Annotated in this window: 21 protein-coding genes; 18 read left to right on the top strand and 3 right to left on the bottom strand. The window is 62.4% G+C overall.

Translation table 11 applies throughout. From position 1 onward, the window contains the following. The first annotated feature begins 1 nt into the window (after position 1). The 15 genes from AAC071_RS13055 to AAC071_RS12985 all read left to right on the top strand — a co-directional run bounded on the left by AAC071_RS13055 (position 2) and on the right by AAC071_RS12985 (position 15,070). Complete coding sequence (locus tag AAC071_RS13055) at positions 2-439, top strand: Na(+)/H(+) antiporter subunit B (RefSeq protein WP_339833133.1); 438 nt, start codon at positions 2-4, stop codon at positions 437-439. Continuing rightward, a complete protein-coding gene (locus AAC071_RS13050; RefSeq protein WP_339833132.1) occupies positions 439-858 on the top strand; it encodes a cation:proton antiporter subunit C in 420 nt (139 codons plus the stop codon). Before AAC071_RS13055 ends, AAC071_RS13050 begins: the two co-directional genes overlap by 1 nt. Before the next feature lie 8 nt (positions 859-866). Continuing rightward, positions 867-2,363 (top strand): monovalent cation/H+ antiporter subunit D family protein, encoded by a 1,497-nt coding sequence (locus tag AAC071_RS13045; protein ID WP_339833131.1) that lies wholly within the window; start codon positions 867-869, stop codon positions 2,361-2,363. Positions 2,364-2,370: 7 nt separating this feature from the next. Beyond that, positions 2,371-3,864 (top strand): monovalent cation/H+ antiporter subunit D family protein, encoded by a 1,494-nt coding sequence (locus AAC071_RS13040; RefSeq protein WP_339833130.1) that lies wholly within the window; start codon positions 2,371-2,373, stop codon positions 3,862-3,864. Then, positions 3,861-4,133, top strand: coding sequence for a hypothetical protein (locus AAC071_RS13035; RefSeq protein WP_339833129.1), 273 nt, complete (start codon positions 3,861-3,863; stop codon positions 4,131-4,133). Before AAC071_RS13040 ends, AAC071_RS13035 begins: the two co-directional genes overlap by 4 nt. Continuing rightward, complete coding sequence (locus AAC071_RS13030) at positions 4,126-5,820, top strand: Na(+)/H(+) antiporter subunit D (RefSeq protein ID WP_339833128.1); 1,695 nt, start codon at positions 4,126-4,128, stop codon at positions 5,818-5,820. The genes AAC071_RS13035 and AAC071_RS13030 overlap by 8 nt, the downstream gene beginning before the upstream one ends. A 43-nt stretch (positions 5,821-5,863) precedes the next feature. Further along, positions 5,864-6,517, top strand: a complete 654-nt coding sequence (locus AAC071_RS13025; protein WP_339833127.1) for a carbon monoxide dehydrogenase subunit G — start codon at positions 5,864-5,866, stop codon at positions 6,515-6,517. 123 nt (positions 6,518-6,640) lie between these two features. Beyond that, the gene (locus tag AAC071_RS13020; RefSeq protein WP_339833126.1) at positions 6,641-7,105 is read left to right on the top strand and encodes a (2Fe-2S)-binding protein; all 465 of its coding nucleotides are present in this window, start codon (positions 6,641-6,643) and stop codon (positions 7,103-7,105) included. Positions 7,106-7,138: 33 nt separating this feature from the next. Then, positions 7,139-9,517: a xanthine dehydrogenase family protein molybdopterin-binding subunit gene (locus AAC071_RS13015; protein ID WP_339833124.1), complete on the top strand. Its 2,379-nt coding sequence runs from the start codon at positions 7,139-7,141 to the stop codon at positions 9,515-9,517. An 11-nt stretch (positions 9,518-9,528) separates the two neighbouring features. After that, a complete protein-coding gene (locus tag AAC071_RS13010) occupies positions 9,529-10,326 on the top strand; it encodes a xanthine dehydrogenase family protein subunit M (protein ID WP_339833123.1) in 798 nt (265 codons plus the stop codon). Between the two features lie 37 nt (positions 10,327-10,363). Further along, positions 10,364-11,275 (top strand): MoxR family ATPase, encoded by a 912-nt coding sequence (locus tag AAC071_RS13005; protein WP_339833122.1) that lies wholly within the window; start codon positions 10,364-10,366, stop codon positions 11,273-11,275. A gap of 1 nt (position 11,276) precedes the next feature. Beyond that, positions 11,277-12,449 carry a VWA domain-containing protein gene (locus tag AAC071_RS13000; protein WP_339833121.1) on the top strand — a complete coding sequence of 391 codons (1,173 nt, stop codon included), beginning with the start codon at positions 11,277-11,279 and terminating at the stop codon, positions 12,447-12,449. After that, complete coding sequence (locus AAC071_RS12995; RefSeq protein ID WP_339833119.1) at positions 12,446-12,781, top strand: XdhC family protein; 336 nt, start codon at positions 12,446-12,448, stop codon at positions 12,779-12,781. The genes AAC071_RS13000 and AAC071_RS12995 overlap by 4 nt, the downstream gene beginning before the upstream one ends. 1 nt (position 12,782) lies before the next feature. Then, positions 12,783-13,460 carry an XdhC family protein gene (locus tag AAC071_RS12990; RefSeq protein ID WP_339833118.1) on the top strand — a complete coding sequence of 226 codons (678 nt, stop codon included), beginning with the start codon at positions 12,783-12,785 and terminating at the stop codon, positions 13,458-13,460. Continuing rightward, complete coding sequence (locus tag AAC071_RS12985; protein ID WP_339833117.1) at positions 13,457-15,070, top strand: molybdopterin-binding/glycosyltransferase family 2 protein; 1,614 nt, start codon at positions 13,457-13,459, stop codon at positions 15,068-15,070. The genes AAC071_RS12990 and AAC071_RS12985 overlap by 4 nt, the downstream gene beginning before the upstream one ends. Before the next feature lie 12 nt (positions 15,071-15,082). Here AAC071_RS12985 and AAC071_RS12980 read toward each other — a convergent pair whose 3' ends face one another. Together AAC071_RS12980 and AAC071_RS12975 are read right to left on the bottom strand one after the other, a co-directional pair. After that, positions 15,083-15,535, bottom strand: coding sequence for a hypothetical protein (locus AAC071_RS12980; protein ID WP_339833116.1), 453 nt, complete (start codon positions 15,533-15,535; stop codon positions 15,083-15,085). 479 nt (positions 15,536-16,014) lie between these two features. Then, positions 16,015-17,628 (bottom strand): alpha-glucosidase family protein, encoded by a 1,614-nt coding sequence (locus AAC071_RS12975; protein ID WP_339833114.1) that lies wholly within the window; start codon positions 17,626-17,628, stop codon positions 16,015-16,017. 101 nt (positions 17,629-17,729) lie between these two features. Here AAC071_RS12975 and AAC071_RS12970 point away from each other — a divergent pair, with 101 nt between their 5' ends. Further along, a complete protein-coding gene (locus AAC071_RS12970; protein ID WP_339833112.1) occupies positions 17,730-18,464 on the top strand; it encodes an SDR family oxidoreductase in 735 nt (244 codons plus the stop codon). A gap of 166 nt (positions 18,465-18,630) precedes the next feature. Continuing rightward, positions 18,631-20,856, top strand: a complete 2,226-nt coding sequence (locus AAC071_RS12965) for a CHASE2 domain-containing protein (protein ID WP_339833110.1) — start codon at positions 18,631-18,633, stop codon at positions 20,854-20,856. Between the two features lie 58 nt (positions 20,857-20,914). Here the strand turns inward: AAC071_RS12965 and AAC071_RS12960 are convergent, their stop codons facing one another. Beyond that, the gene (locus AAC071_RS12960; RefSeq protein WP_339833109.1) at positions 20,915-22,612 is read right to left on the bottom strand and encodes a ShlB/FhaC/HecB family hemolysin secretion/activation protein; all 1,698 of its coding nucleotides are present in this window, start codon (positions 22,610-22,612) and stop codon (positions 20,915-20,917) included. 240 nt (positions 22,613-22,852) lie between these two features. Here AAC071_RS12960 and AAC071_RS12955 point away from each other — a divergent pair, with 240 nt between their 5' ends. Then, positions 22,853-24,091 carry a FecR domain-containing protein gene (locus AAC071_RS12955; RefSeq protein WP_339833107.1) on the top strand — a complete coding sequence of 413 codons (1,239 nt, stop codon included), beginning with the start codon at positions 22,853-22,855 and terminating at the stop codon, positions 24,089-24,091. Positions 24,092-24,103: the final 12 nt, after the last annotated feature.

The raw sequence follows: 24,103 nt of genomic DNA, 5'->3' as shown, positions 1-24,103 counted from the left end.
AATGGAACATCACTCGATTCTTCGCGTCGTTTCAAAGTTGCTGATCCCGCCAATACTGCTTTACGCGCTCTATGTTCAGTTTCATGGCGAATACGGCCCTGGTGGTGGTTTCCAGGCCGGCGTGATCTTTGCCGTCGCCTTTATCCTCTATGCACTTGTCTTCGGTGTCGAAGCCATGACCGAAATTCTACCGCCGCGCCTGCTTCTCGTTCTCTCCGCAATCGGCGTGCTGATTTTTGCTGGCACCGGCGTCGTGACCATGCTGCTGGGAGACGCCTATCTCGGCTACAACGCGCTCGCGTCCGATCCTGCACATGCTCAGGAGTGGGGTATCATCGTAGTTGAGCTCGGCGTCGGGTTGACAGTCGCCGCGGTCATGATGGCCATCTTCGTCGCTTTTGCCTCGCACAACCCGCAGATCAAGGACGAGGACTGGTAATGCAGGAAATCGTTCTCGATCTCGAGTTTGTCCTGACGCACTACAACTACTGGATGTTTGTCGTCCTGATGATGACGGGCCTCTACATCACGGTAAGCCGCGGCAATCTCGTCAAGAAGATCGTCGGACTGAACATATTCCAGACTGCGGTATTTCTCTTCTACATCTCGACGGGCAAGGTCATAGGCGGCACCGCCCCGATTCTCGTCGATGACCCCGATGCAATCTATTCGAATCCGCTACCGCATGTGCTGATCCTGACGGCCATCGTGGTCGGCATAGCGACAACGGCACTGGCACTTGCCCTTGTCGTTCGCATCCGTGAGACCTACGGCACCGTCGAGGAGGACGAGATCATCGCGGCCGAGCATCTACTGGACACTGAAGCGTCTGCACCGGCCATGAAAGGTCAGCACTGATGTGGTCGATGATCGAAGCGAATCTGCCCGCGTTGCAGGTCGTCTTGCCGATGCTGGCGGCTCCGCTTTGCGCCATCTTGAAAAAGGGACAAGGCGCCTGGGCGCTTGCCTTCGCCACAGTCATTCTGACCTTTGCCGTTTCCGTCAGCCTCTTCTTGATCACTCTTGATGGCGCCGTCATCTCCTACCGAATGGGTAACTGGGCGCCCCCTATCGGCATCGAGTATCGCGTTGATATTCTGAATGCCTTTGTACTGCTGATTGTTTCGGGGGCGGCGCTGTTCGTGTTGCCTTATGCGCGCGCAAGCATTGCCTTCGAGATTGCCGCGCCCCGTCAGCCATTGTTCTACTCCGCCTTCCTGCTCTGCATGACGGGATTGCTCGGCGTTACCATCACCGGCGATGCCTTCAACATTTTCGTTTTCCTCGAAATCTCATCGCTCGCAACCTACGCGTTGATCGCGACCGGTGCAGACCGCAACAAGCGTGCTCTGACGGCGGCATACAACTATCTGATCATGGGCACGATCGGTGCGACCTTCTTCGTGATCGGCATCGGTATGCTTTACATGATCACGGGTACATTGAACCTCGTCGATCTTGCACAGCGCATCGCCGAGCATGGCGACAGCCGTACATTGCGGATGGGGTTCGTATTCATACTGATCGGCATCGGCTTGAAACTGGCGATGTTCCCGCTGCATCTCTGGCTCCCCAACGCCTACAGCTTTGCGCCATCGGCCGTAACGGCCTTCATCGCGGCAACAGCCACCAAGGTGGCGATCTATGTCCTGCTGCGCTTCATGTTCACGGTGTTTGGCTTTGATTACGATTTTCAGGCGGCAACGCTCCGGCATGTCGTGTTGCCGCTGGCGGTCGTCGCCATGTTTGCAGCGTCCATTGTGGCCATATTCCAGGATGACCTGAAACGCATGCTGGCTTATTCAAGCATCGCACAGGTCGGCTACATGCTGCTTGGTTTGACGTTCCTTTCTCATACAGGTCTGATGTCGACCGTCATTCATCTCTTCAACCACGCCGTTACCAAAGGTGCCCTCTTCATGGTCGCCGGCTGCTATATCGTTGCGACCGGCACGAGTTCGATCTCAAGCCTGAGAGGTATCGGCCGCGACATGCCATGGACGACGGCCGCCTTTGTCGTGGCCGGCCTGAGCCTCATCGGCCTGCCGTTGACGGTTGGTTTCATCAGCAAGTGGTACCTGGTACTGGCGGCGCTTGAGATGAACTGGTGGCCCGTCGCCCTGTTGATCATGGCATCATCGCTGCTTGCCATCATTTATGTGTGGCGCGTGGTTGAGGCGGCTTATCTGCAACCGCCTCCCGAAGGCGTTTCGCGCAAGGAGGCTCCGCTCTGGATGTTGCTGCCAACCTGGGGCCTCGTCGCGTTGTCAGTGTTTTTCGGAACCTACGCTGCGCTGACGACAGCCGCGGCCAGCCGTGCGGCATCCGCGCTGATCAGCGCCTCAAACATGCTTTGGCAGTGAGGCGCACATGACGACGAACAGCACAATACTTCTGCTGGCGGTATTCATTCCGGCTGGCGCCACATTCCTGATTGCCGCGTTGGGCAATCGGCCAAACTTGCGCGATGGCATCAGCGTCGCCGCTGCGCTCGCAACCTTTGTTGCGGTGCTTGCGCTTCTCGGACCGGTCATGGAGGGTGCCCGACCCGAGGTGGCCTTGTTCGAGGTGATGCCCGGTTTGCTGCTGGCGTTCTCGATCGAGCCGCTCGGCATGTTGTTCGCCGTCGTGGCGTCCGGCCTCTGGATCGTCACTGCGATCTACTCGATCGGCTATATGCGCGGCGCCGACGAAAAGAAGCAGACGCGATTCTATATCTGCTTTGCCATTGCAATTTCGGGTGCCATTGGCATCGCCTTCTCCGCCAATCTGTTCACACTCTTCATCTTCTATGAAGTACTCACAATTTCGACCTATCCGCTGGTTGCCCACAAGGAGACGCCGGAGGCGCGGGCCGGTGCCCGCACCTACCTTGCCATCCTGATGACGACATCCATCGCATTCCTGCTGGTCGGCATCGTGTGGGTATGGAACATCGCGGGAACGCTGGAATTCCGCGCTGGCGGCATTCTCGACGGAAAGCTCGATCCGGCATTTGCACCATTCCTGCTGGCATTGTTCGCGTTCGGAATCGGCAAGGCGGCATTGATGCCATTCCACCGGTGGCTGCCCGCCGCCATGGTTGCCCCAACGCCGGTCAGCGCCCTCCTCCATGCCGTTGCGGTCGTGAAGGCAGGCGTGTTCACGATGCTGAAGGTTGGAACCTACATATTCGGCGTCGGATTTCTATCGAAGACGGGCGCCGCAGACTGGCTGATCTGGCTGGCGGCCGCCTCGATCCTGATCGCATCGATTGTTGCCCTTACCAAAGACGATCTGAAAGCGCGGCTCGCCTATTCGACCGTAAGCCAACTGTCCTACATCACGCTTGGTGTGGCGTTGGCGAACCAGATGGGCGTCATCGGCGGTTCGATGCATATCGCCACACATGCGGTCGGCAAGATCACGTTGTTCATGTGCGCCGGCGCCATTTATGTCGCCGCCCACAAGACCAAGATCAGCGAACTCGACGGCCTGGGCCGCAAGATGCCCTTCACCTTCATTGCCTTCACGATCGCGGCCCTCAGCATTATCGGCCTGCCGCCAATGGGGGGCGCATGGAGCAAGTGGTACCTGATGCTTGCAGGTGCCGATGCGGGCCAGCTCGCAATCATCGGGGTATTGATGCTGAGTTCGTTGTTGAACGTGGCCTATCTGCTTCCGATACCGGCCCGGGCCTTTTTCGGCACGACATCAAAGGTCACGGGAACACCATCGGCAGCCGATCGCATCGAGGAAGCACCACTCCTTTGCCTGATCCCCATTTGCGTGACGGCCATCGGGTGCATCGTCCTGTTCTTCATGATTGACGGGCTCTACGAGTTCCTGCTCCACATTCCGATATTGCCGGAGGTGGCACCATGAGCGCCCGAAACTGGATTTTGCTGCTCGCTGTTCTGTGCCTCGCACTGGGTATGGCCGACTTTGCCTATGACAAGCACGGTTATTTCGAATTCGAAAGCCTCATCGGATTTCATGGGCTTTTCGCAATGTTGATCGGCGCGGCCGCAGCATTTGTCGCTTTTTTGACGCACAAGCTGCTGACACGCGGTGCAGATTACTATGCGCCACGGTCCGTCGACGCCGAGTCCCATCCCGCCGCTGATCTTGAGCGGGAGCACACCGATGCCTGATCTGCTGACTCCCGCATTGATCTACATTGTTGCCGCCCTGGTGGTTCCACTTGTTCCACAGGGAAGCCCGCGCCAGATCGTCATGTTGCTGGTGCCGCTTGCCGCTGCCGCCGTCTTTTGGGGCCTGCCCCACGGCACCTACGGCAACATCAACCTGATGGGCATGCATGTTGGCTTGATGCGTGTCGATGCCTTGTCCACCATATTCGGCCTGGGCTTCACGTTGGCCGCAATAATGCTGGTGGTCTACGCTTGGCATGTTCGCGATACCGTTCAACAGATCGCGACACTTTTATATGCCGGGTCGGCCATCGGTGCAGTCTTTGCCGCCGACCTGATCACCCTTTTTGTCTTCTGGGAGGGCACGGCCATCGCCTCGGTCTTTCTGATCTGGGCTCGCCGTACCGAAGGTTCCTATGCTGCCGGCATGCGCTATCTGATCGTGCAGATTGGCTCCGGCGTTATCCTGTTGGCCGGTATCTTGCTGTACTATCGTGAAACCGGCTCGATTGCATTTCATGCAATGGATCTCGCGGGTCTCAGCACATGGGCGATCCTGCTGGCCTTCGGCATCAAAAGTGCCTTTCCCCTTCTGCACAACTGGCTGCACGACGCGTATCCGTCTGCAACCGTTACCGGCACCGTTGTTCTTTCGGCATTCACGACAAAGCTTGCCATTTATGCATTGGTACGCGGTTTTCCAGGTACCGAGATCCTGATTTATATTGGCGTCGCCATGGCGCTTTTCCCCATCGCCTATGCGCTCCTCGAAAACGATCTGCGCCGCATTCTGACCTATGCGTTGAACAGCCAGCTCGGTTTCATGGTCGTTGGCATCGGCATCGGCACACCGCTGGCCTTGAATGGCGCCATTGCACATGCATTGTGCAGCATTTTCTATCAGGCCCTGCTCTTCATGAGCGTCGGCGCCGTTCTCTTCCGCACCGGTTCGTCACGTGCAAGTGACCTCGGCGGCATTGCGCGATACATGCCATGGACCACTTTCTTCTGTGTGGTCGGCGGCCTGTCTATTGCCGCTCTGCCTGCGACTACAGGCTTCGTGTCCAAATCGCTGATCCTGAGCGCTGCGGGGTATGGCGGATTCTATCTGGTCTGGCTGGCTCTAATCGCCGCCAATATCGGCGCAGTGATGCATACTTCAGTCCGGCTTCCGCTTGCGGCATTCTTCGGTGCGGATCGCGGCCTCCGTCCGAAAGAAGCGCCGGCGCACATGCTGGTTGCCATGACGCTGGCTGCTGCAGTTTCGATCGGCATCGGCATCTATCCCGATATGCTCTATGCTTACCTGCCCCATGATGTGCCATACGAGCCCTACACGTTCACGCACATCGTGACCCAATTGCAGCTGATCGCCTTTGCCGCTCTCGCATTCGCCCTGATCGCAGGCGTCGGATTATGGCCCGCGTCCCGCGCCGTCATCATTCTCGATACTGACTGGGCCTACCGTCGGCTGGCGGCCGGTCTACTTGGCATGCTCTCGCTGTTCATCGGGACGGCCTGGCGCTGGATGAAGCTGGTGGCAGGCGAACGCCTCGAACGATTTCTCGACGGGATTTACCGCGCCCACGGTCCCCAGGGCATTCTGGCCCGGACATGGCCGACCGGCTCGATGGTCCTCTGGATTGCCATACTGCTTGGCACCACACTGGTACTGACCTACGTATAGAAGCTGCCCCGGCTCCCCCGCCGTGCCAGAAGGAGACGCCCCTATGGAAATGTCCGGCGAATATAAAATCCCCGCCTCGCGCGAGGACGTATGGGCGGCTCTCAACGATGCAGCCGTTCTGCAGCAGTCGATCCCCGGCGCAGAGTCGGTCGAGAAGACGGCCGACGACGAATTTGAGGCCGTTGCCAAAGCCAAAGTCGGCCCGGTCAGCGCCCGCTTCAAAGGCAAGGTGAAACTGACCGACATCGATCCGCCGAATGGCTACACGATCTCCGGCGAAGGCAATGGCGGTGCCGCAGGTTTTGCCAAGGGCTCCGCGAAAGTCACCCTGACGACCGCCGAGGATGGCGGCACCCTCCTGTCCTATTCGGTCAGCGCGCAGGTTGGCGGCAAGCTTGCCCAGATCGGTCAGCGTTTCATCGACTCTACGGCCGCCCGAATGGCCGAGGAATTTTTCGACAATTTCTCGACACTGGCCGGCGGCTCCAAAGTCGCAGCCGCCCCCTCCGACCTGCCGGAAGTGGTTGATGAAATGGCACATGGAATACCGGTCAAATCGCCGGACAGCGATGCCATCTCGCCCACCGGCGTGCCACTGGTGCCCGACGAAGAGGCCGGTATGAGCCTTTCGCCCTGGGTCTGGGGGCCGGCACTGATCCTCGTCATCGTGGTGCTGATCTGGATATTCGGCGCCTGATCCGCCTCGCGCGCGCTTGACCTCGCGCGGCCGAGGGTCGAGACTCCATCAAAAGGCCCCGCGCGGTGGATATCCCCGGCGTTCCGATGAAGAGGCTACACAAGTCACCAAGGGAGGTTGCGCATGCCCGTTGTCGCCATGACGGTCAACGGCAAGCCTGCAAGCGCCGATGTCGAGGCGCGCACGCTGCTTGTCCATTTCATTCGCGAGCAGTTGGGATTGACCGGCACCCATGTCGGCTGCGACACCAGTCAATGCGGTGCCTGTGTGGTGCATGTCGACGGTCGCGCGGTCAAATCCTGCGCGATGCTCGCTGTTCAGGCCGAAGGCTCAGAGATTGTGACCGTCGAAGGGCTCGCAAGGAACGGCGAACTGCATCCGGTACAGCAAGCCTTTCGCGAACATCACGGCCTGCAATGCGGGTTTTGCACGCCCGGCATGATCATGACAGCCGTCGACCTGATCCGCAGAAGGCCGGATCTCGATGAAAAGACCGTCCGCGAAGAACTCGAAGGAAATATCTGCCGCTGCACCGGCTATCACAACATCGTGAAAGCCATCCTCGCTGCATCGCAGGAGATGCGCTGAACGCACAGACGGGGAAACTCAGGGAGGAGTTCCATGTCGAACGCAGCCACGGGCGAAGGAATCGGTCAGCCGGTTCGTCGCAAGGAAGATTTCCGCTTCATCACCGGAAACGGCCACTACACCGACGACATTACAAGGCCTCGTCAGACCTGGGCATACTTCCTGCGCTCGCCGCACGCCCATGCGAAAATCCGGAAAATCGACACTCGGGCGGCTGAAGCCGCGCCCGGGGTCATCGCGATCTTCACCGGCAAGCATGTCGCCGAGGATCAACTCGGCGGGCTGATTTGCGGCTGGACCGTTTCATCGAAGGATGGAACGCCGATGAAAGTCGGCCCGCACCCGATCCTCGCGCTCGATACGGTGCGCTATGTCGGCGACCACGTTGCAATGATTGTCGCCGAAACGCTGGCTGAGGCCCGCTCCGCCGCCGAGATGATTGATGTCGATTATGAATCGCTTCCCGCCGCCGTCGCGCTGGCCTCCTGCCAATCGAAGGACGCACCGCAGGTTCATCCTGAAGCGCCGCATAATACCTGCTTCGAATGGGAACTCGGCAACAAGCCCGAAACGGAAGCCGCCTTCGCCAGGGCGGATAGAATCGTCAAGCTCGACCTGACCAACAACCGCCTGATCCCCAACGCGATGGAGCCCCGCGCCGCCATCGGCGAATATGACAAAGGAAGCGGCGTCTATACGCTCCACACGACCAGCCAGAATCCGCATGTCGCCCGCCTCGTGCTCTCGGCCTTTGTTGGCGTCGCCCCAGAACACAAGCTGCGCGTCATCGCACCGGATGTCGGTGGCGGCTTCGGCTCGAAGATCTTCATCTATGCGGAGGAAACCGCCTGTGTCTGGGCCGCAGCGAAAGTCGGCCGGCCGATCAAATGGACAGCGGATCGCTCCGAGGCCTTCCTTTCGGACGCCCACGGCCGCGACCATCTGAGCCACGCCGAACTGGCGCTCGACAAGAACGGAAAATTCCTCGCCCTGCGCGTCAAGACGATCGCCAATCTAGGCGCCTATCTCTCGACCTTCTCGGCCTCGGTGCCGACCTATCTCTATGGCACCCTGCTCTCGGGCCAGTACGACATCCCGGCAATCTACGTCGAGGTCGACGGTGTCTATACGCACACGGCACCGGTCGACGCCTATCGTGGCGCCGGGCGCCCCGAAGCGACATATCTCGTGGAACGCATCGTTGAAACGGCGGCGCGTGAGACCGGGATCGATCCCGCCGAAATCCGCCGCCGCAATTTCATTCGCACTTTCCCGCACCAGACGCCGGTCATCATGGCCTATGATGCCGGCGATTACGAAGCTTCGCTCGACGCCGCCATGAAGGCTGTCGACCATAAGGGCTTTCCGGCGCGCAAGGCCGAAGCGGCAAAGCGCGGCAAGCTGCGCGGCCTCGGCTTCTCCTCCTATATTGAGGCCTGCGGCATCGCACCGTCTGCCGCCGTTGGATCGCTCGGCGCCGGTGTCGGCCTTTGGGAAAGCGCCGAAGTACGGGTCAACCCGACCGGCAATGTCGAGGTGCTGACCGGCTCCCACAGCCACGGCCAGGGCCACGAAACCACCTTTGCGCAGCTCGTCGCCTCCCGCCTCGGCATTCCGATGGAACAGGTCGAGATCGTCCATGGCGACACCGACAAGGTGCAGTTTGGCATGGGCACCTACGGCTCGCGCTCCGGCGCCGTCGGCATGAGCGCCATCGTCAAGGCGCTCGACAAGGTCGAGACCAAGGCGAAAAAGATCGCCGCCCATCTGATGGAAGCCGCCGTCGAGGACATCGTCTTCGAGAACGGTACCTTCACGGTGCAGGGAACCGACAAGACGCTGCCCTGGGCGCAGCTGGCGCTTTCCGCCTACACTGCGCACGGCTTTCCCTCCGCCGAGATCGAGCCCGGCCTCAAGGAAGGCGCCTTCTACGATCCGACCAACTTCACCTTCCCGGCCGGCTGTCATATCTGCGAAGTCGAGATCGACCCCGACACGGGCGTCACCCGCATCGTCAATTTCGTCGCGGTCGACGATTTCGGTACCATCATCAATCCGATGATCGTCGAGGGTCAGGTGCATGGTGGCATCGCGCAGGGCGTCGGTCAGGCGTTACTGGAGCATGGCATCTACGACCCGGAATCCGGCCAGCTCGTCACCGGTTCCTATATGGATTATTGCATGCCCCGCGCCGACGATCTGCCGAGCTTCAACCTCGGTTTCACGAAAACCGTCTGTCCGTCCAACCCGCTTGGCATGAAAGGCTGCGGCGAAGCAGGCGCCATTGCCTCGCCGCCCGCCATCATCAACGCGATCACCGATGCGCTCGGGATCCGCGACATCGAAATGCCGGCGACGCCGACCCGCGTCTGGGCAGCAATCCAGTCCCGCCCGCGCGCCGCCGCCGAATAAGGAGAAGCCTCATGTACCAGTTCAACTATGCGCGCCCGAAGTCGCTGGCCGAGGCCGAAGCCCTTCTCGCCAAGGCCGATGATCCGAAACTGCTTGCCGGTGGTCAGACATTGATCCCGACGCTGAAGCAGCGCTTGGCCATGCCGAGCGATCTGATCGACATCGGCAGCCTGAAGGAGATCGACTTCATCCGTGCCGAAGGCGATGCCGTGATGATCGGCGCAGCAACCAGACACGCGACCGTCGCGCAATCGGCCGATGTCAAAAAGTACAATCCGGCGCTGGCTTCGCTCGCCGAGGGCATCGGCGACCCCGCCGTACGCCACATGGGCACCATTGGCGGCTCGATCGCCAACAACGATCCGGCGGCCGATTACCCGGCGGCCTGCCTGGCGCTCGACGCGAAGATCCACACCAACAAACGCCTGATCGAAGCCGATCAATTCTTCAAGGGAATGTTCGATACGGCCTTGCAGGATGGTGAAATCATCAAGGAAATCACCTTCCCGCACCCGGAAAAGGCCGCCTATGTGAAGTTTCCCAACCCGGCCTCGCGCTACGCCATGGTCGGGGTCTTTGTCGCCAAAGGACCCTGGGGTATCCGCGTCGCTGTGACCGGCGCCGGTCAGAACGGCGTCTTCCGCGTCAAGGAAATGGAGGAGGCGCTGGCAAGGAACTGGTCGCCCGAAGCCGTCGCCGGCATCAAGGTACCGGCAAAGGGGCTCAATGCCGATCTTCACGGCACGGCCGAATACCGCGCCCATCTGATCACCGTCATGGCAAAGCGCGCCGTCGCGGCGGCCGGTTGATTTTGCGGAACGGCCCGCTGAGGCATAGATTGCATCCATGACCCTGCCCACCACTATCGACGAAACCGTCGAACTTCTGGCGCGCGGCGCCTATGTCGCCGACCGCCCTCTGGCGACCGTGGTCTTCCTCGCGCTCAAGATGGGCCGCCCGCTGCTGCTTGAGGGCGAGGCCGGCGTCGGCAAGACCGAGATCGCCAAGGTGCTGGCGGAAGCACTTGGCCGCCGCCTGATCCGCCTGCAATGCTATGAGGGCCTCGATACGGCCGCCGCTGTCTATGAGTGGAACTATCAGGCCCAGATGATCGAGATTCGTCTGGCCGAGGCCGAAGGCGTCGAGGATCGCACGGAACTCGGTAAGGATGTCTTCTCGGAACGTTTTCTGATCCGCCGCCCCATCCTGCAGGCACTGGAACCTGCCGTCGAAGGGCCACCGGTGCTGCTGATCGACGAACTCGACCGCACCGACGAACCATTCGAGGCCTATCTCCTTGAAGTTCTTTCGGATTTCCAGGTAACAGTGCCCGAAATCGGCACCATCAAGGCCGCCAAACCACCCATCGTCATCGTGACGTCGAACCGTACCCGCGAGATTCATGATGCACTGAAGCGACGCTGCCTGTTCCACTGGGTCGATTACCCGGATGCCGAGCGCGAACTGGCGATCCTGAAGCTGAAAGCACCGAAAACGCCTGAAAACCTTTCGCGCGACATCGTCGCATTCGTGCAGAGACTGCGCAGCCTTGATCTTTACAAGAGCCCCGGCATTGCTGAAACGATCGACTGGGCCGAGGCCCTGACGGCGCTCGATGCGGTCGCCCTCGACAAGCAACTGGTCAACGACACGCTGGGGGCGCTGCTGAAATACCAGGACGACATCGCCCGCGTGGCTGGCAGCGAAGCGGCGCGGCTGCTCGAGGAAATCAGGATGGCGGCGCAGGCCGCCGACTGACATGAGCCACCTTGCCGAAAATATCGTCCACTTCGCCCGCGTGTTGCGCCGCGCGGGGTTACCGGTCGGCCCGCGCCAGGTCCTCGATGCGGTCGAGGCGGTCGAGGCCGCGGGCATCGGCGCCCGGTCCGACTTCTACTGGACCCTCCATGCGACTCTGGTGAAACGCCGTGAGCAGCATCACCTCTTCGATCAGGCCTTCCACGTCTTCTGGCGCGATCCCAAGCTGCTCGACCGGATGATGGCGCTGATGTTGCCTGAACTCGAAGCGCCGCCGGACGCACCGCGGGAAGAGCAAAGCCGGCGGCTGGCGGAAGCCCTGTTCGGCGAAGGCAGGCCGCGCGAAGCCGCCGAACCCGAACTCGAAATCGACCGCAGCGAAACCTTCTCGGCCGAAGAACTGTTGCACGACAAGGACTTCGAGCAGATGTCGGTCGCCGAACTGGCCGAGGCAAAAAACGCCATCGCCCGGCTGCACCTCGTCCATGACGACACCCGCATCCGCCGCACAAGGCCTGCCGCGCATGGACCAATGATCGACATGCGCGCCACCCTGCGGGCGAGCCTGCGCGCCGGCGGCGTCATTCCGCTGAAACGCCGCACCTTCCGCCGCCGTCGCACACCACTGGTGGTGCTCTGCGACATCTCCGGGTCGATGTCGGCTTATAGCCGCGTTTTCCTTCACTTTTTGCATGCGCTGACCAATGATCGCGACCGTGTGCATGTCTTCCTGTTCGGCACGCGCCTGACCAACGTGACGCGCGAGCTGCGCCACCGCGATGTCGACGAGGCGCTGGCCCGCGTCGCTGCGAAGGTCGAGGACTGGGACGGTGGCACCCGCATTGGCGAAACGCTGCGCCGCTTCAACATCGACTGGGCGCGGCGGGTGTTGGGCCAGGGCGCGACGGTTCTGCTGGTGACCGACGGGCTCGACCGGGACGCCGGCGAAGGCGTCGGCCCCGAAATCGCGCGGTTGCATCGGCGCGCGCGGCGACTCATTTGGCTGAACCCCCTCTTGCGCTATCAGCGCTTCGAACCGAAATCATTGGGGATCAAGGCGCTGCTGCCGCATGTCGATGAGTTCCGCCCGGTCCATAACATCGCCTCGCTGACGGCTCTGATCGAGGCGCTGTCCGACACACCGGCCCGCATGCCCGAAAGGAAAGCCGCGTGAACGGCAAAAACATCAGCGATGACAATGTGTTGGAGGAGGCCGCTCAGTGGCGGGCACAAGGCCGTAAGGTCGCAATCGCAACCGTCATCGAAACCTGGGGATCGGCGCCGCGCCCCACCGGCAGCCAGCTGGCGATCCGCGAGGATGGCAGCTTTGTGGGTTCCGTGTCAGGTGGCTGCATCGAAGGCGATGTAGTAACGCGCGCGCTTGAGACGCTGAACACTGGCAAGCCCGAAATCCTCGAATATGGCGTCTCGGACGCCATGGCCTGGGAGGTTGGACTTGCCTGCGGCGGCCGCATCCGCGTCATGGTCGAACCGGTGACGGGCTGAGATGGACGCCGATATCCTCGCGCAACTGGTGAAGGACCGCGCCGCCAAGCGGCCTGTGGTGCTGGCGACAAGGTTGACAGATGGATTCGGGAAACTCGTCTATCCAACTGAAAAACAAGAAGAAAACTGGTTAATTAAAGCATCGTATGAAGTGCTGGCGAGCGACCGCGCGGCCATCGTCGCCGGTCCCGATGGCGACTGGTTCCTCAACCCCTTCAATCCGCCGCTGCGCCTCATCATCGTCGGCGCCGTGCACATCGCACAGCCGCTGGCGCGCATGGCCGCGCTTGCCGGCTACGACGTGACGGTGATCGATCCGCGCACCGCCTTCGCCTCCGAAAACCGCTTTCCGGACATAGACTTGCGTCACGACTGGCCCGACGAGGCGATGGCCGCGCTTGCCCCCGACACGCGCACGGCGGTGGTCACGCTGACCCACGACCCGAAGCTCGACGACCCGGCGCTGCAGGCGGCATTGAAGAGCCCCGCCTTCTATATCGGCGCGCTCGGCTCGCAGAAGACGCATGCCGCCCGCGTCGCACGGCTGAAGGAAGCGGCCTTCGAAGATGTTGATATTGCTCGCATTCACGGGCCCGTCGGCCTCGCGATCGGCGCGAAAAGCCCGACCGAGATCGCCATCTCGATCATGGCCGAGATAACGGGGAGCTTGCGCCAATGATCTTCGGCGAGATGACACCGGATGAAGCCGAAGGCGCGATCCTTGCGCATTCGCGGAAAGTGGGAAGCGAAACCTTCAAGAAAGGCCGGCACTTGAGCGCCGCCGATGTCGCGGCTCTGAAAGCGGCGGGCGTCGCCACCGTCATTGCCGCGCGCCTCGAAGCGGACGACGTGGCGGAGGACGAAGCGGCCGAAGCGCTCGCCAAGGCCTTGGCAGGCAACAGCATTCGCGCCGCCGCCCCCTTCACGGGCCGGGCCAACCTGCATGCCGAAGCGGGCGGCATCGTCGAGATCGACGCCGCGCGCATCGCCGCGATCAACGCCATCGGCGAGGCGATCACGGTGGCGACACTGGCGCCATATGAAAGCGTGACCGCGCGGCAAATGCTTGCCACCATCAAGATAATTCCATTCGCCGCACCGCGCGCCGAACTCGACCGCGCGCTTGAGATCGCACGCGAGGGCGCAAGCGCAATGACGCTGCATGCCTTCAAGCCGCATCGCGCCGGCCTCGTCGCGACGCAACTGCCGGACACCAAGACGAGCGTGATGGACAAGAGCCGCAGCATTCTCGACGCACGCCTTGCCGCGATGGGAAGCACGATCGCGCGCGAAATCCGCTGCGAGCACAATGAGTTGGCGGTGGCCGGCGCTGTGCGCGAACTTCTCGCCGAGGGCCTGTCGCCGGTGCTGATCTTCGGTGCGTCCGCAACCGTCGACCGCCGCGACGTCGTGCCCGCAGGCATCGCGCAGGCAGGCGGCGAGGTCCTGCATTTCGGTATGCCGGTCGACCCCGGAAACCTTATGTTGTTGGCCCGTCACGACAAAACGCCGGTGATCGGCCTGCCCGGCTGCGCCCGCTCGCCGAAACTCAACGGCTTCGACTGGGTGCTGGCACGGCTGCTGGCCGGCCTCGATGTGACGCCGGCCGATGTCGCCGCCATGGGCGTCGGCGGGCTTCTGAAGGAGATCCCCTCGCGCCCGCAGCCGCGCGAAGGCACCCGCCCGTCGCCCGCAAGTCCCCGTGTCGCCGCGATAATTCTGGCCGCCGGCCAGTCGCGCCGCATGGGCGGACCGAACAAGCTGACCATGCCGGTCGACGGCAAACCGATGCTCCGCCATGTTGCCGAAGCCGCATTGGCCTCGTCGGCACAGCCGGTCATCGTCGTTACCGGCGACCGTGCGACAGAGGTGGAGAAGGTACTCGCCCCCCTCTCTGTCACGGTACTGTCAAATAACTGTCACAAACAGGGTCTGAGCACCTCGTTGAGGGTGGGGATAAGCGGCCTGCCGGACGATATCGATGCGGCCCTGATCTGCCTCGGCGACATGCCGGACATCAGAGCCGAACACCTCGACCGCCTGATCGCCGCCTTCGACCCGGAAGAGGGTCGCACCATCTGCGTCCCGACGGTCAACGGCAAGCGTGGCAACCCGGTTCTCTGGGGCCGCGAATGGTTCGCGGCCATCAAGGAGACCAAGGGCGACACCGGAGCGAAGCATCTGATCGGCGAACATGCGGATGCGGTTTGCGAGGTACCGATGCCGGATGATGCGGCGCTCAAGGACATTGACACGATGGAAGAGATGGAACGGCGGCGCGGGAAGTGAACGGATCTCCCCTCAAAACCGGACCCTGTATGTGATCTCGGGTTCATCGAGACGCCAGTAGAGCGTGTCGGAGATATTGAGGATCAGGTCGCCCTTCCGGAATTCGAGGCGGCGGCCGGTGCTGTCGCTGACCCGCTCGACCGCGGAGCGCAACGATGTCGCGAGCGTACCCTTGGAATGAGTGCCGCCGCGCGGCGGTGCCACCTCGGCGCGCGGCGAGAGCGTGATGCCGAGCGCGCGGTGCAGCCGCAGATCGATGGCGTTCTCGTCCGGCAGGCTTGCCGGCGTGCTGAACCAGAAGGTCTCCGGCGCGAGCGGTGACGACGGCGCGGCAAAGGAAAGCGGATTGAAGGCCGGCGCCAGGTCGGAATCGGTATCGGCCGATGCCGGCAGGGCCGACAGCGCGGCGCAGACCGCGACCAGCAGGAAGAGAAGAGAAATCCGGATCCGCTGTCGAAGCGACATCCGGGAAACCGGGGAGTGCTTCATGTCCTCCGGCCCGCGGGTTGGACGCGGGCCCCTCATTCAGGTTGCCCAATCCCCCCGTACAGTCACCAGAATCTGGACCCCGATTCCGGCGGGATAAAGGCCGTATTGAGGCGTTTGATTTTAATCTTAATACGGAGGAAATAGAGGACTGCATTCTGCGTCAGCGTTTGCAGACCACCCGCCTCTTGAGGGAGGGTCGAAAGTTGCGAGCGCCAGCGAGCAAGTTTCGGGGGTTCGGGGTGCTTCGCAAAGCGAACAAAAAGGTCCGCTGGACCTTTTTGAACCACGAACGAAAGCTTGTGGCATTGCCCTGCGCTTCGCTTCGGGCGTTCGAGGCTCGCAAAGGCCCACTGGGCCTTTGCGTTTGCTAACGCAAACCGCCTCTCACCCCCGAAAAATTCTTCGAATTTTATCGACCCGCCCCCCGGGGGCGGGTGGGAACAAGAAGTATCGGTCTACATCTCGAAAATCGTCGCGGCCCTTGCCCCCAGCTTCAGCGTTGCGCCGTCGCGCGCCGCGTCTCCAATCTTGAACACCGCCTCGCCCACCGCCTCCGGCAGCGCAAATTGCGCCGGCTCCGGCTTCTTGCCGAGATTGAAGACGCAGAGGAGTTTTTCGCCCTCGCCTTCGCGCTCGAAAGCCAGCACGGGCTCCTCGGCATCGAGAAAACGGATCGCGCCGCGCGCCAGAGCCGGATGCGCCTTGCGGAGCGCGACGACGGCGCGGGCATGGGCCAGAACCGAATTTTTATCCGCCTGCTGAACATCGACGGCGCGTTCGCGATGATAGTCGGGGATCGGCAGCCATGGCGTGGCGGCCGTGAAGCCGGCCTCATGGGCAGGGCGCTCCCAGGGCATCGGCGTGCGGCAGCCGTCGCGCCCCTTCGACCACGGAAAATAGAGATCGCCGACCGGGTCCTTGATGTGATGGCGTTCGAGATCGACTTCGGGAAGCCCAAGTTCCTCGCCTTCGAACATCAGCACCGTGCCCTTGAGTGCCAGAAGCAGCGTCAGCCCGAGCTTCGCCAGCGCCTCGTCGCCCCTGCCCCCGCCCCAACGCGTCACAGGCCGCACGATATCGTGATTGGAAAAGGTGACGCAGGGAAACAGATCGGGCATCGGCGCCAGCAATTCCTCGTAATAGCGGCGGAAGACCGACGGCGCGAAACTCCAGTCTTCCAGAAAATCGAAGGTGTAGCCGGTATGCAGCCGCTCCGCCCCGCCTGCATAAAGGCCAAACATTTCCGGCCGTTCCGAAAATTCGCCGAAGGCCAGCCGCGCCTCATATTCGTTCATCGTCGCCCGCACGCGCTTCATCGCCCATTCGTTCTCGGGCATGTTGGCGTCGTGGATGTGGCGCTGCAGGCGCGGCGCATGCGCCCAGTCAAGAAATGTGCGCTGGTCGCGCGGCAGCGGCGGGTTGTCGGTCAGCGCCGCGTCGTGCAGATAGGAATTGGCGACATCGAGCCGGAATCCGTCGACGCCCCTGTCGAGCCAGAAGCGCAAAATGTCCATGCAGGCCGCGACGACTTCGGGGTTGTGGAAGTTGAGCTTGGGCTGGCTCTTCAGAAACTTGTGGTGGTAATACTGCCGCCGGACCGGGTTCCACGACCAGGCCGGCCCGCCAAAAGCCGACAGCCAGTTGTTGGGCACCGTGCCGTCTTCCCTGGCGTCGGCCCAGACATACCAGTCCGATTTCGGATTGTCGGTTGAGAGCTGGCTTTCGGCGAACCATTGATGCTGGTCCGACGAATGCGCCAGCACCTGGTCGAGAATGAGCTTCATGCCGCGCTTGTGAACGGCGGCCAGCAGCCGGTCGAAATCCGCCATTGTCCCCATCTCGGGTGCGATGGCGCAATAGTCCGAGACGTCATAGCCGAAATCGCGATTGGGCGAGGGATAGATCGGCGAGAGCCAGATCGCGTCGGCGCCCAGCGAAGCGACATGATCGAGCTTCTCCTCGATGCCGCGAAGATCGCCGATTCCGTCGCCATTCGCATCGCGGAAGCTGCGCGGATAGATCTGATAGACGACCGCGCCCTTCCACCACTCGCCCTTTGTCTGCGTCACGGATCGCGTTTCCCTCTTGTCATGTCATACGTCCGGCCGCCACAGTGTCATGGCCGCACAAGCGCTGACAATCGCGATTTCACGCCGACCGGGGGAGCCTCATGGCACGCAGCATTCTGATCACCGACATCGCTCATTTCGTCGGCGGGCCTTCGGCGCGGGCTCTCCTTGCGGAAGGCGCGGCCGTCTACGGCGTCGATGCCAGCTTCACCGACGCTTCGGCGCGAAGCGATTTCGAGACCAGGCTCCCGGGCGTCAAGGCGCTGGCCGAGCAGGACCCGCATGCCGCCATTGCCGCCGTGCTGAAGGCCGAGAACCGTCTCGACGTCCTCATCAACAACGATGCCTGGCCGGCCGTGCGCGGCGCCGTCGACGAAGCGACCGACGAGGACTTGCACGAGACTTTCGAGGCGCTGGTCTTCAAGTCCTTCGCCATGACCCGGGCCGCCGTGCCGCAGATGAAGAAGCAGAAGGCCGGCAAGGTGCTGTTTCTCTCTTCCGCCGCGCCGCTGAACGGCATTCCGAACTACAGCATCTATGCGGCTGCCCGCGGTGCCGCCAATGCGCTGGCGCTGACGCTGGCCAAGGAGCTTGCCGGCTTCAATATCCAGGTCAACGCGCTGGCCTTCAACTTCATCGAGAGCCCCGATTACTTCCCGGCATCGCTGCTGGAAGACCCCAAATCGCGCGACAAGATCCTGTCGAATATCCCGCTGCGGCGCCTCGGCAAGCCGGAGGAAGCGGCCGCCATTGTCGCCTTTCTCGCCGGCCCGACATCGGATTTCATCACCGGACAGCTGATCCCGGTCGCAGGCGGCTGGGCAACGGCGCGCTGACCCGGCGCCGCTCGATATCTCGGTATTCTGCCACGCGCCCCGAACCGTCAGACGCCGGCCGAAGTGCGACGAATCACGACTACGTGACAGCAAATGTTAACGTTTCCTGACCATCCTCCATCGGGGACCAACAGGAATCGCGTGGCATTCCGCCGTCGAGGGAATGGTGAAGCAGCTTGTCGTTTCGATCGCTCTCCTTCTGACAACCGCCATCCTGAGCGTTGGCGGGGTGTGGGAGGACATTGACCTCTGGACCCTCGACCGGCGCATGGATCTTGTCGACATCGAGCCGACCGGGACCCTTGCGGTCGTGGCCATCGATGTCCGGACATTGCGCGCACTCGACCAGTGGCCGATATCGCGGCGGACACATGCGCGGGTCGTCGACATCCTGATCGAGAACGGCGCCGACCAGATTGCACTCGACATCGACCTCAGCGGCGAGAGCTATCCCGAAGACAGCGCCATTCTGGCAGAAGCCTTCGCCCGGGCATCGGGCCGCATTATCCTGCCGATCTTCTTTCAGCGCGACGGCGACAGAAACACGACCAGCGAAATCGTCGTCACGCGCCCGATGGCGCTGTTCGAACAGCATGCATGGCTCGGCAATGTCAATGTGTCGCCCGAGCGGGACGGCCGCGTGCGGCGCGGGTCCTACGGTGTCGAGATCGATGGACAGTTCTATTTTTCTCTTCCTGCTCTCCTCGCGGGACGCGCCGACAGGGAGAAGCCGTTCTTTCATACCAATTACAGCATCAACACGCATGAGATCCCGAGGATCTCCTATATCGATCTGCTGAACGGCGAAGTCGGCCGGGATCAGATCGAAGGCCGGAAGTTCATCATCGGCGCAACGGCTGTCGAACTCGGCGATCAATTCGCCGTGCCGAAGCATGGCGTGATGTCGGGTCCCGCCATTCAGGCCATGGCCTATGAGACACTTGCCACGGGGACGGTCATTCGGCAGACGGACACGCCTGCCGTGATCGCCGGCCTTGTCGTCATCGTATTTGCCGGTTTCTTCCTGCAAAGGCGGATGTCCTGGCTCCAGCTGCAACTGATCGGCATCGTCGCGCTGGTCACGCTGCAGGCCATCGGGTTTCTCCTGTTCCGGGATCACGCCATCGACCTGAACACGGCCGCATGGTCGGTCGCCATCCTGCTTGTCTGTGCGAACTCCATACTTTCGGAGATTGCCCGGCAGCGCCGGCACATCCGGCGGCAGCGGCTGGAGAATGAATATCGCCGCCTGCTGACCACCAGCGTGGTCAATGACAGTCCCGACGCGATCATCATTGCCGATACCGAGGGGCAGATCGAAATGATCAACCCGGTCGCCAGACAACTGTTCGCCATCGACGGCGAGCGTCACGCGCTGGAAATGCGGCTTTCGGAAGTGCTTCCGGCAACGCTGCTGCAGGCGACCGAGGCCGAGGGGGCGTTTCCACGGGAATATCTGCTCGAAAACTCCTCCGATCCAGAAAAGACCCGCTGCCTGCGCTACACGCTGAGCCATTCGCGCGTCCCGCGAACGCTGTCGGACGATGAAACCACGATGCGCGAACTCGTGACCTATACCTTCCACGACGTGACCGAACGGCACGCGGCGGAGGAAGCGATCCGGACGGCGCATCGTCAGGAGCAGGAAGCCAGCCGGGCCAAGACCGAATTCATTGCCAATATGGGCCATGAGCTCCGGACGCCGTTGAACGCGATCATCGGATTCTCCGAGCTGATGACGACCGAAATTTTCGGTCCGCTGGGTGACGGAAGATACCGCCAATACGCAACGGATATCGCCGACAGCGGCAGACACCTGCTGATGACCGTCAACGACATTCTGGATCTCTCGCGCATCGACTCGCACAAGGTCGAGCTGGTCGACGAGAACATCGATGTCGCCGAAGTCACGGATTCCTGCATCGGTATCGCCCGATCCTGGAAGGAAGCACCGGACAAGTCATTCGTGGCCGATTACGGCCACGGTTCCGCAGCGCTCAACGCGGATGCCAGTCTGTTCAAGCAGATGCTGACCAATCTCCTCTCCAATGCCGCGAAATTCAGCAAGCCGAGCGGGCGCATCACGATCCGCACCGCAATCGCAGCGGATGGCGGGCTCTCCCTCGCCGTCGCCGATACCGGCATCGGCATTGCCGCGGAAGACATCGCGCGTGTCACCGAACCGTTCTACCAGGCCGACGGATCGCTCTCCCGCAGCCATGAAGGCACGGGTCTGGGCCTTGCTCTCGTCAATGCCTATATGAATCTTCATGGCGGCCGGCTGCGGATCGAAAGCGTTCCCCACGAGGGAACAACCGTCACGCTGCTGTTTCCGCCAGACCGTCTGCGTCCCACCGAGGATCGCGCCGCCTCGGCCCTCGCCGGCGCCTGAAGCCTTTGCCAGATGCCGGATGCCGGATGCCGGATGCCGGCCGCGCCGCAATACGATTCTAGAAATTGACGGCAAGCGAAAAGAAGAACCGCGGATCGCGCCCGTTTCCTTCATCGGCATCCCTGGTCAGGGGCTTGGCGATTTCCAGCCCGACATGGGCGCTCTCGCCCAGCCTGAAGCGCAAGCCGGCACCCGCGGAGGCGAGAGACGTTCGGCCCGGCGGAAGACCGTCGCCGTTCCATACTGCGCCGATATCATAGAACAGGTAGCCGGTCGGCGACGAAACCGGACCGGCGGTCATTGTGGGCGAATAGCCGAGTTCGAGCGAGCCGGCCAGACCGTCATCTCCGGTCAGTTCGCCATACTGATAGGCCCGCCCGAAACGTGCGCCGCCAAGACCGAATTCCTCCGCCGACAGCAGCGGCACCGACGACATCTGACCGGCCAGCCGGGCCGAAAGCGAAAGTCCGGCGATGAAAAGCTCCTGCTGCCGGTGGATTTCGCCGCTCAGCTTGGTGAAGGATCCGCCGCCATCGGCCCGCGACAAGGCGGGATCGCCACGTTCAGAAGCACCGGCAACTGTCAGGCCATGGCTGACTTCGATCGCAACGAAATTCCGCCCCCCGTAGTCATCCGTCGACGAATAGTCGACGCTGCCGCGCAACACGACAAGCCGGTCATCGAACACGGTGCCGAAATCATTTTCCTCGCGCGCATCCCGGAAGTCGGCCTTCGCCCCGATCCATATTGACATGCTGCGGCTGCGCCTGAGCGGATAGCGCAAGGCCAGGCTGGTGCTGAAGGCGCTGCTTTCCGTTCCGACGCTGGAAAGGCTGCCGCCGGCATCGACCTGGCTGTAAGTTGATGAAATCCGCATCGTGAGACCGGACGATCCGACCGGCAGCAGATAGCTGCCCTGAAAATACTGAAGTTCCTCCGGTGTTTCCGGCGTGGTGAAATAGGTCAGGCCCAGTTGATCGTTGAGTCCGGCCGGATTGTTGTAGGCGGCCGAAAGCCCGAGCTGCAGGGGACCTGCCGCGCGCGTGCCGCGATTGTCGGCATAGATAGAAAATTCGAGCGGCTTCTCGATCAGGGTGAGCGCGAGTTCGTAGACGCCCTGTCCTTCCTCATCCTCCTGCAGCGCGATGTCCGAAACCGACACGCCGGCGCTGTCGTGCAGGAGCAGGATCGCACGTTCCAGCAGATCCTGCGTCGTCACCGGTGTCTCCAGAAGCGTCCGGAACATCGGGCGGTAGCGTTCAGGGGTCTCGGTGCCGGTCATGGTCAACGTACCGACACGGCCGGCCACGATGTCGATCGTCAGGATGCCGGCCACGATATGCTGCGGCGGAATTCGCGCATAGGAAAGCGGGTATCCGGCATCCTTGAGACGATTGGTGATCCGTTCGACGATCTTCATGATCGTCTGCTCGTCGACTTCCGTCGCCACATGGGATTCGTAGGCGGATACAAGATCGTCCGCCGGAAGCAGATCGGCGCCGCTGAGCTGGACGCCGGCAAGCAGAAACGTGCCGGTGTCCTGCATCGCCGCACCCTCGGCCCTTGTCTCGATCGCCGGACCTTCGCCACGCGGCGCCGCCGGCACGAAGCGCCGTTCGCTGTCCTGCAGTCCCCTTTCGACCTGGGTCGGGTCCAGTGGAGCGGCACGGAGCGTCGCCGGCGTCGTCGCAGGGACAAGCGCGATGGCCGCCGCAAGTCCGATCGCTTGCGCCGGTTTTCCCTTTTTGCCGTGCATGTTCAATTTCATCCGATCGAGCCCCCTGCCGCCCGAATGTCCATTTCGTCGTCGCTGGACAAAACGGCCTCCCGAAAGATCGTCAGGCGTTAACGCCCCCTTAACCACTGACAGCACCTCGCTGCCAGTAGAGCCCGTCCGGCATTAAGAGCGACTTAACCAGCGGAAGAAGAAGCCAAAAATCCGGCAATTGGCCGTGGTATGAATATGGTCAGTCAACGAGGCCAGGAGGCCACGCATATGCTCCGTACACATCGCAAGTGGACCAGTGGAAGAATTCTCGCTGCAGCCACCCTGATGCTCGCCGCATCATCCGCGCATGCAGGAAGCCCCGCCACATGGCATGTCGAAATGATGTCGGGCGAAGCCTACATCCAGACCGACGGTGCGATGCCGGTGTCCCTGACGCCGAACGGCACGGTCGCGCCGGGCGCGGTGATCGAGACCGGCACGACGGGACGCGTGGTTCTTTCGCGCGGCACCGAATCCATCATGGTCTCCCCCAACAGCTCGATTGCGGTCTCGCCCGACAGCGATAGCGGCGGCATGACGCGCATCCTCCAGCGTGTCGGCACCATTCTCCTGCAGGTCGACAAGCAGGACCGTCAGCATTTCGAGGTCGAAACCCCTTATCTTGCCGCCGTCGTCAAGGGCACGAAATTCACCGTCTCGGTCGATGCCGAAGGCGCCGCCGTTCATGTCATGGAAGGGGCGGTCGAAACGATCGACCTCGACACCGGCGATGTGGGCATGATCCGGCCCGGTCAGACGGCCCATACGCTGGCCGGCAAGGGCAACGGGCTCAAGGTCAGCGGACCCGGCGCGGAACCGGTTCAGCGCGGCAAGGATGCGGCACGCGCGCAGGACACGCCCCGCGTGGCCCCCAAGGTCGAAGACCGGACACGCAACGCCGGCAAGGCGATGGAAATCCATACCGAACGGCGCGCGGCGGTGGACATCGCCAAATCGACCAACGGTCTCGCCCGCGGTCTCGACATCAACCGTGGCAACGGCAACGCCGCCCGGGCTGAGGATACCGACAGCGAACCCGCGGTTCGCGCAACCGGAAACGGCGGCCCGCAGGTCGCGGCCATCGCCGCTCCGGGCCAGTCGGGCAGCGCCCCCGGCCAGTCGGGTTCAACCCCGGGACTTTCGGGCTCAGCGCCCGGACAGTCGGGCGCCGCGCCGGGGCTCTCGGGCAGCGCACCCGGACAGTCGGGCGCCGCGCCGGGTCTCTCGGGCAGCGCGCCCGGACAGTCGGGTACAGCCCCGGGTCTTTCAGGCGCCGCACCCGGCCAGTCGGGCCCGGCCCCGGGCCTTTCGGGCTCCACGCCTGGACAGTCGGGTACCGCGCCGGGTCTTGCCGGCTCCACGCCCGGTCAAACGGGCACCGCCCCGGGCCTTGCCGGATCCACAGCCGGACAGTCGGGCTCGGCCCCGGGCAACTCGGGCGCCGCGCCGGGAAAGAACAAAGGCTAGACGCAAACAGCC

Source organism: uncultured Parvibaculum sp. (assembly GCF_963975745.1).
Taxonomy (GTDB): Bacteria; Pseudomonadota; Alphaproteobacteria; order Parvibaculales; family Parvibaculaceae; genus Parvibaculum.
This window is presented reverse-complemented; position numbering and strand designations above follow the sequence as displayed.

Coding starts and splice junctions, on each gene's coding strand:
- AAC071_RS13055 (WP_339833133.1), top strand. CDS start 2: ATGGAACATCACTCGATTCTTCGCGTCGTTTCAAAGTTGCTGATCCCG.
- AAC071_RS13050 (WP_339833132.1), top strand. CDS start 439: ATGCAGGAAATCGTTCTCGATCTCGAGTTTGTCCTGACGCACTACAAC.
- AAC071_RS13045 (WP_339833131.1), top strand. CDS start 867: ATGATCGAAGCGAATCTGCCCGCGTTGCAGGTCGTCTTGCCGATGCTG.
- AAC071_RS13040 (WP_339833130.1), top strand. CDS start 2,371: ATGACGACGAACAGCACAATACTTCTGCTGGCGGTATTCATTCCGGCT.
- AAC071_RS13035 (WP_339833129.1), top strand. CDS start 3,861: ATGAGCGCCCGAAACTGGATTTTGCTGCTCGCTGTTCTGTGCCTCGCA.
- AAC071_RS13030 (WP_339833128.1), top strand. CDS start 4,126: ATGCCTGATCTGCTGACTCCCGCATTGATCTACATTGTTGCCGCCCTG.
- AAC071_RS13025 (WP_339833127.1), top strand. CDS start 5,864: ATGGAAATGTCCGGCGAATATAAAATCCCCGCCTCGCGCGAGGACGTA.
- AAC071_RS13020 (WP_339833126.1), top strand. CDS start 6,641: ATGCCCGTTGTCGCCATGACGGTCAACGGCAAGCCTGCAAGCGCCGAT.
- AAC071_RS13015 (WP_339833124.1), top strand. CDS start 7,139: ATGTCGAACGCAGCCACGGGCGAAGGAATCGGTCAGCCGGTTCGTCGC.
- AAC071_RS13010 (WP_339833123.1), top strand. CDS start 9,529: ATGTACCAGTTCAACTATGCGCGCCCGAAGTCGCTGGCCGAGGCCGAA.
- AAC071_RS13005 (WP_339833122.1), top strand. CDS start 10,364: ATGACCCTGCCCACCACTATCGACGAAACCGTCGAACTTCTGGCGCGC.
- AAC071_RS13000 (WP_339833121.1), top strand. CDS start 11,277: ATGAGCCACCTTGCCGAAAATATCGTCCACTTCGCCCGCGTGTTGCGC.
- AAC071_RS12990 (WP_339833118.1), top strand. CDS start 12,783: ATGGACGCCGATATCCTCGCGCAACTGGTGAAGGACCGCGCCGCCAAG.
- AAC071_RS12985 (WP_339833117.1), top strand. CDS start 13,457: ATGATCTTCGGCGAGATGACACCGGATGAAGCCGAAGGCGCGATCCTT.
- AAC071_RS12980 (WP_339833116.1), bottom strand. CDS start 15,535: ATGTCGCTTCGACAGCGGATCCGGATTTCTCTTCTCTTCCTGCTGGTC.
- AAC071_RS12970 (WP_339833112.1), top strand. CDS start 17,730: ATGGCACGCAGCATTCTGATCACCGACATCGCTCATTTCGTCGGCGGG.
- AAC071_RS12960 (WP_339833109.1), bottom strand. CDS start 22,612: ATGCACGGCAAAAAGGGAAAACCGGCGCAAGCGATCGGACTTGCGGCG.
- AAC071_RS12955 (WP_339833107.1), top strand. CDS start 22,853: ATGCTCCGTACACATCGCAAGTGGACCAGTGGAAGAATTCTCGCTGCA.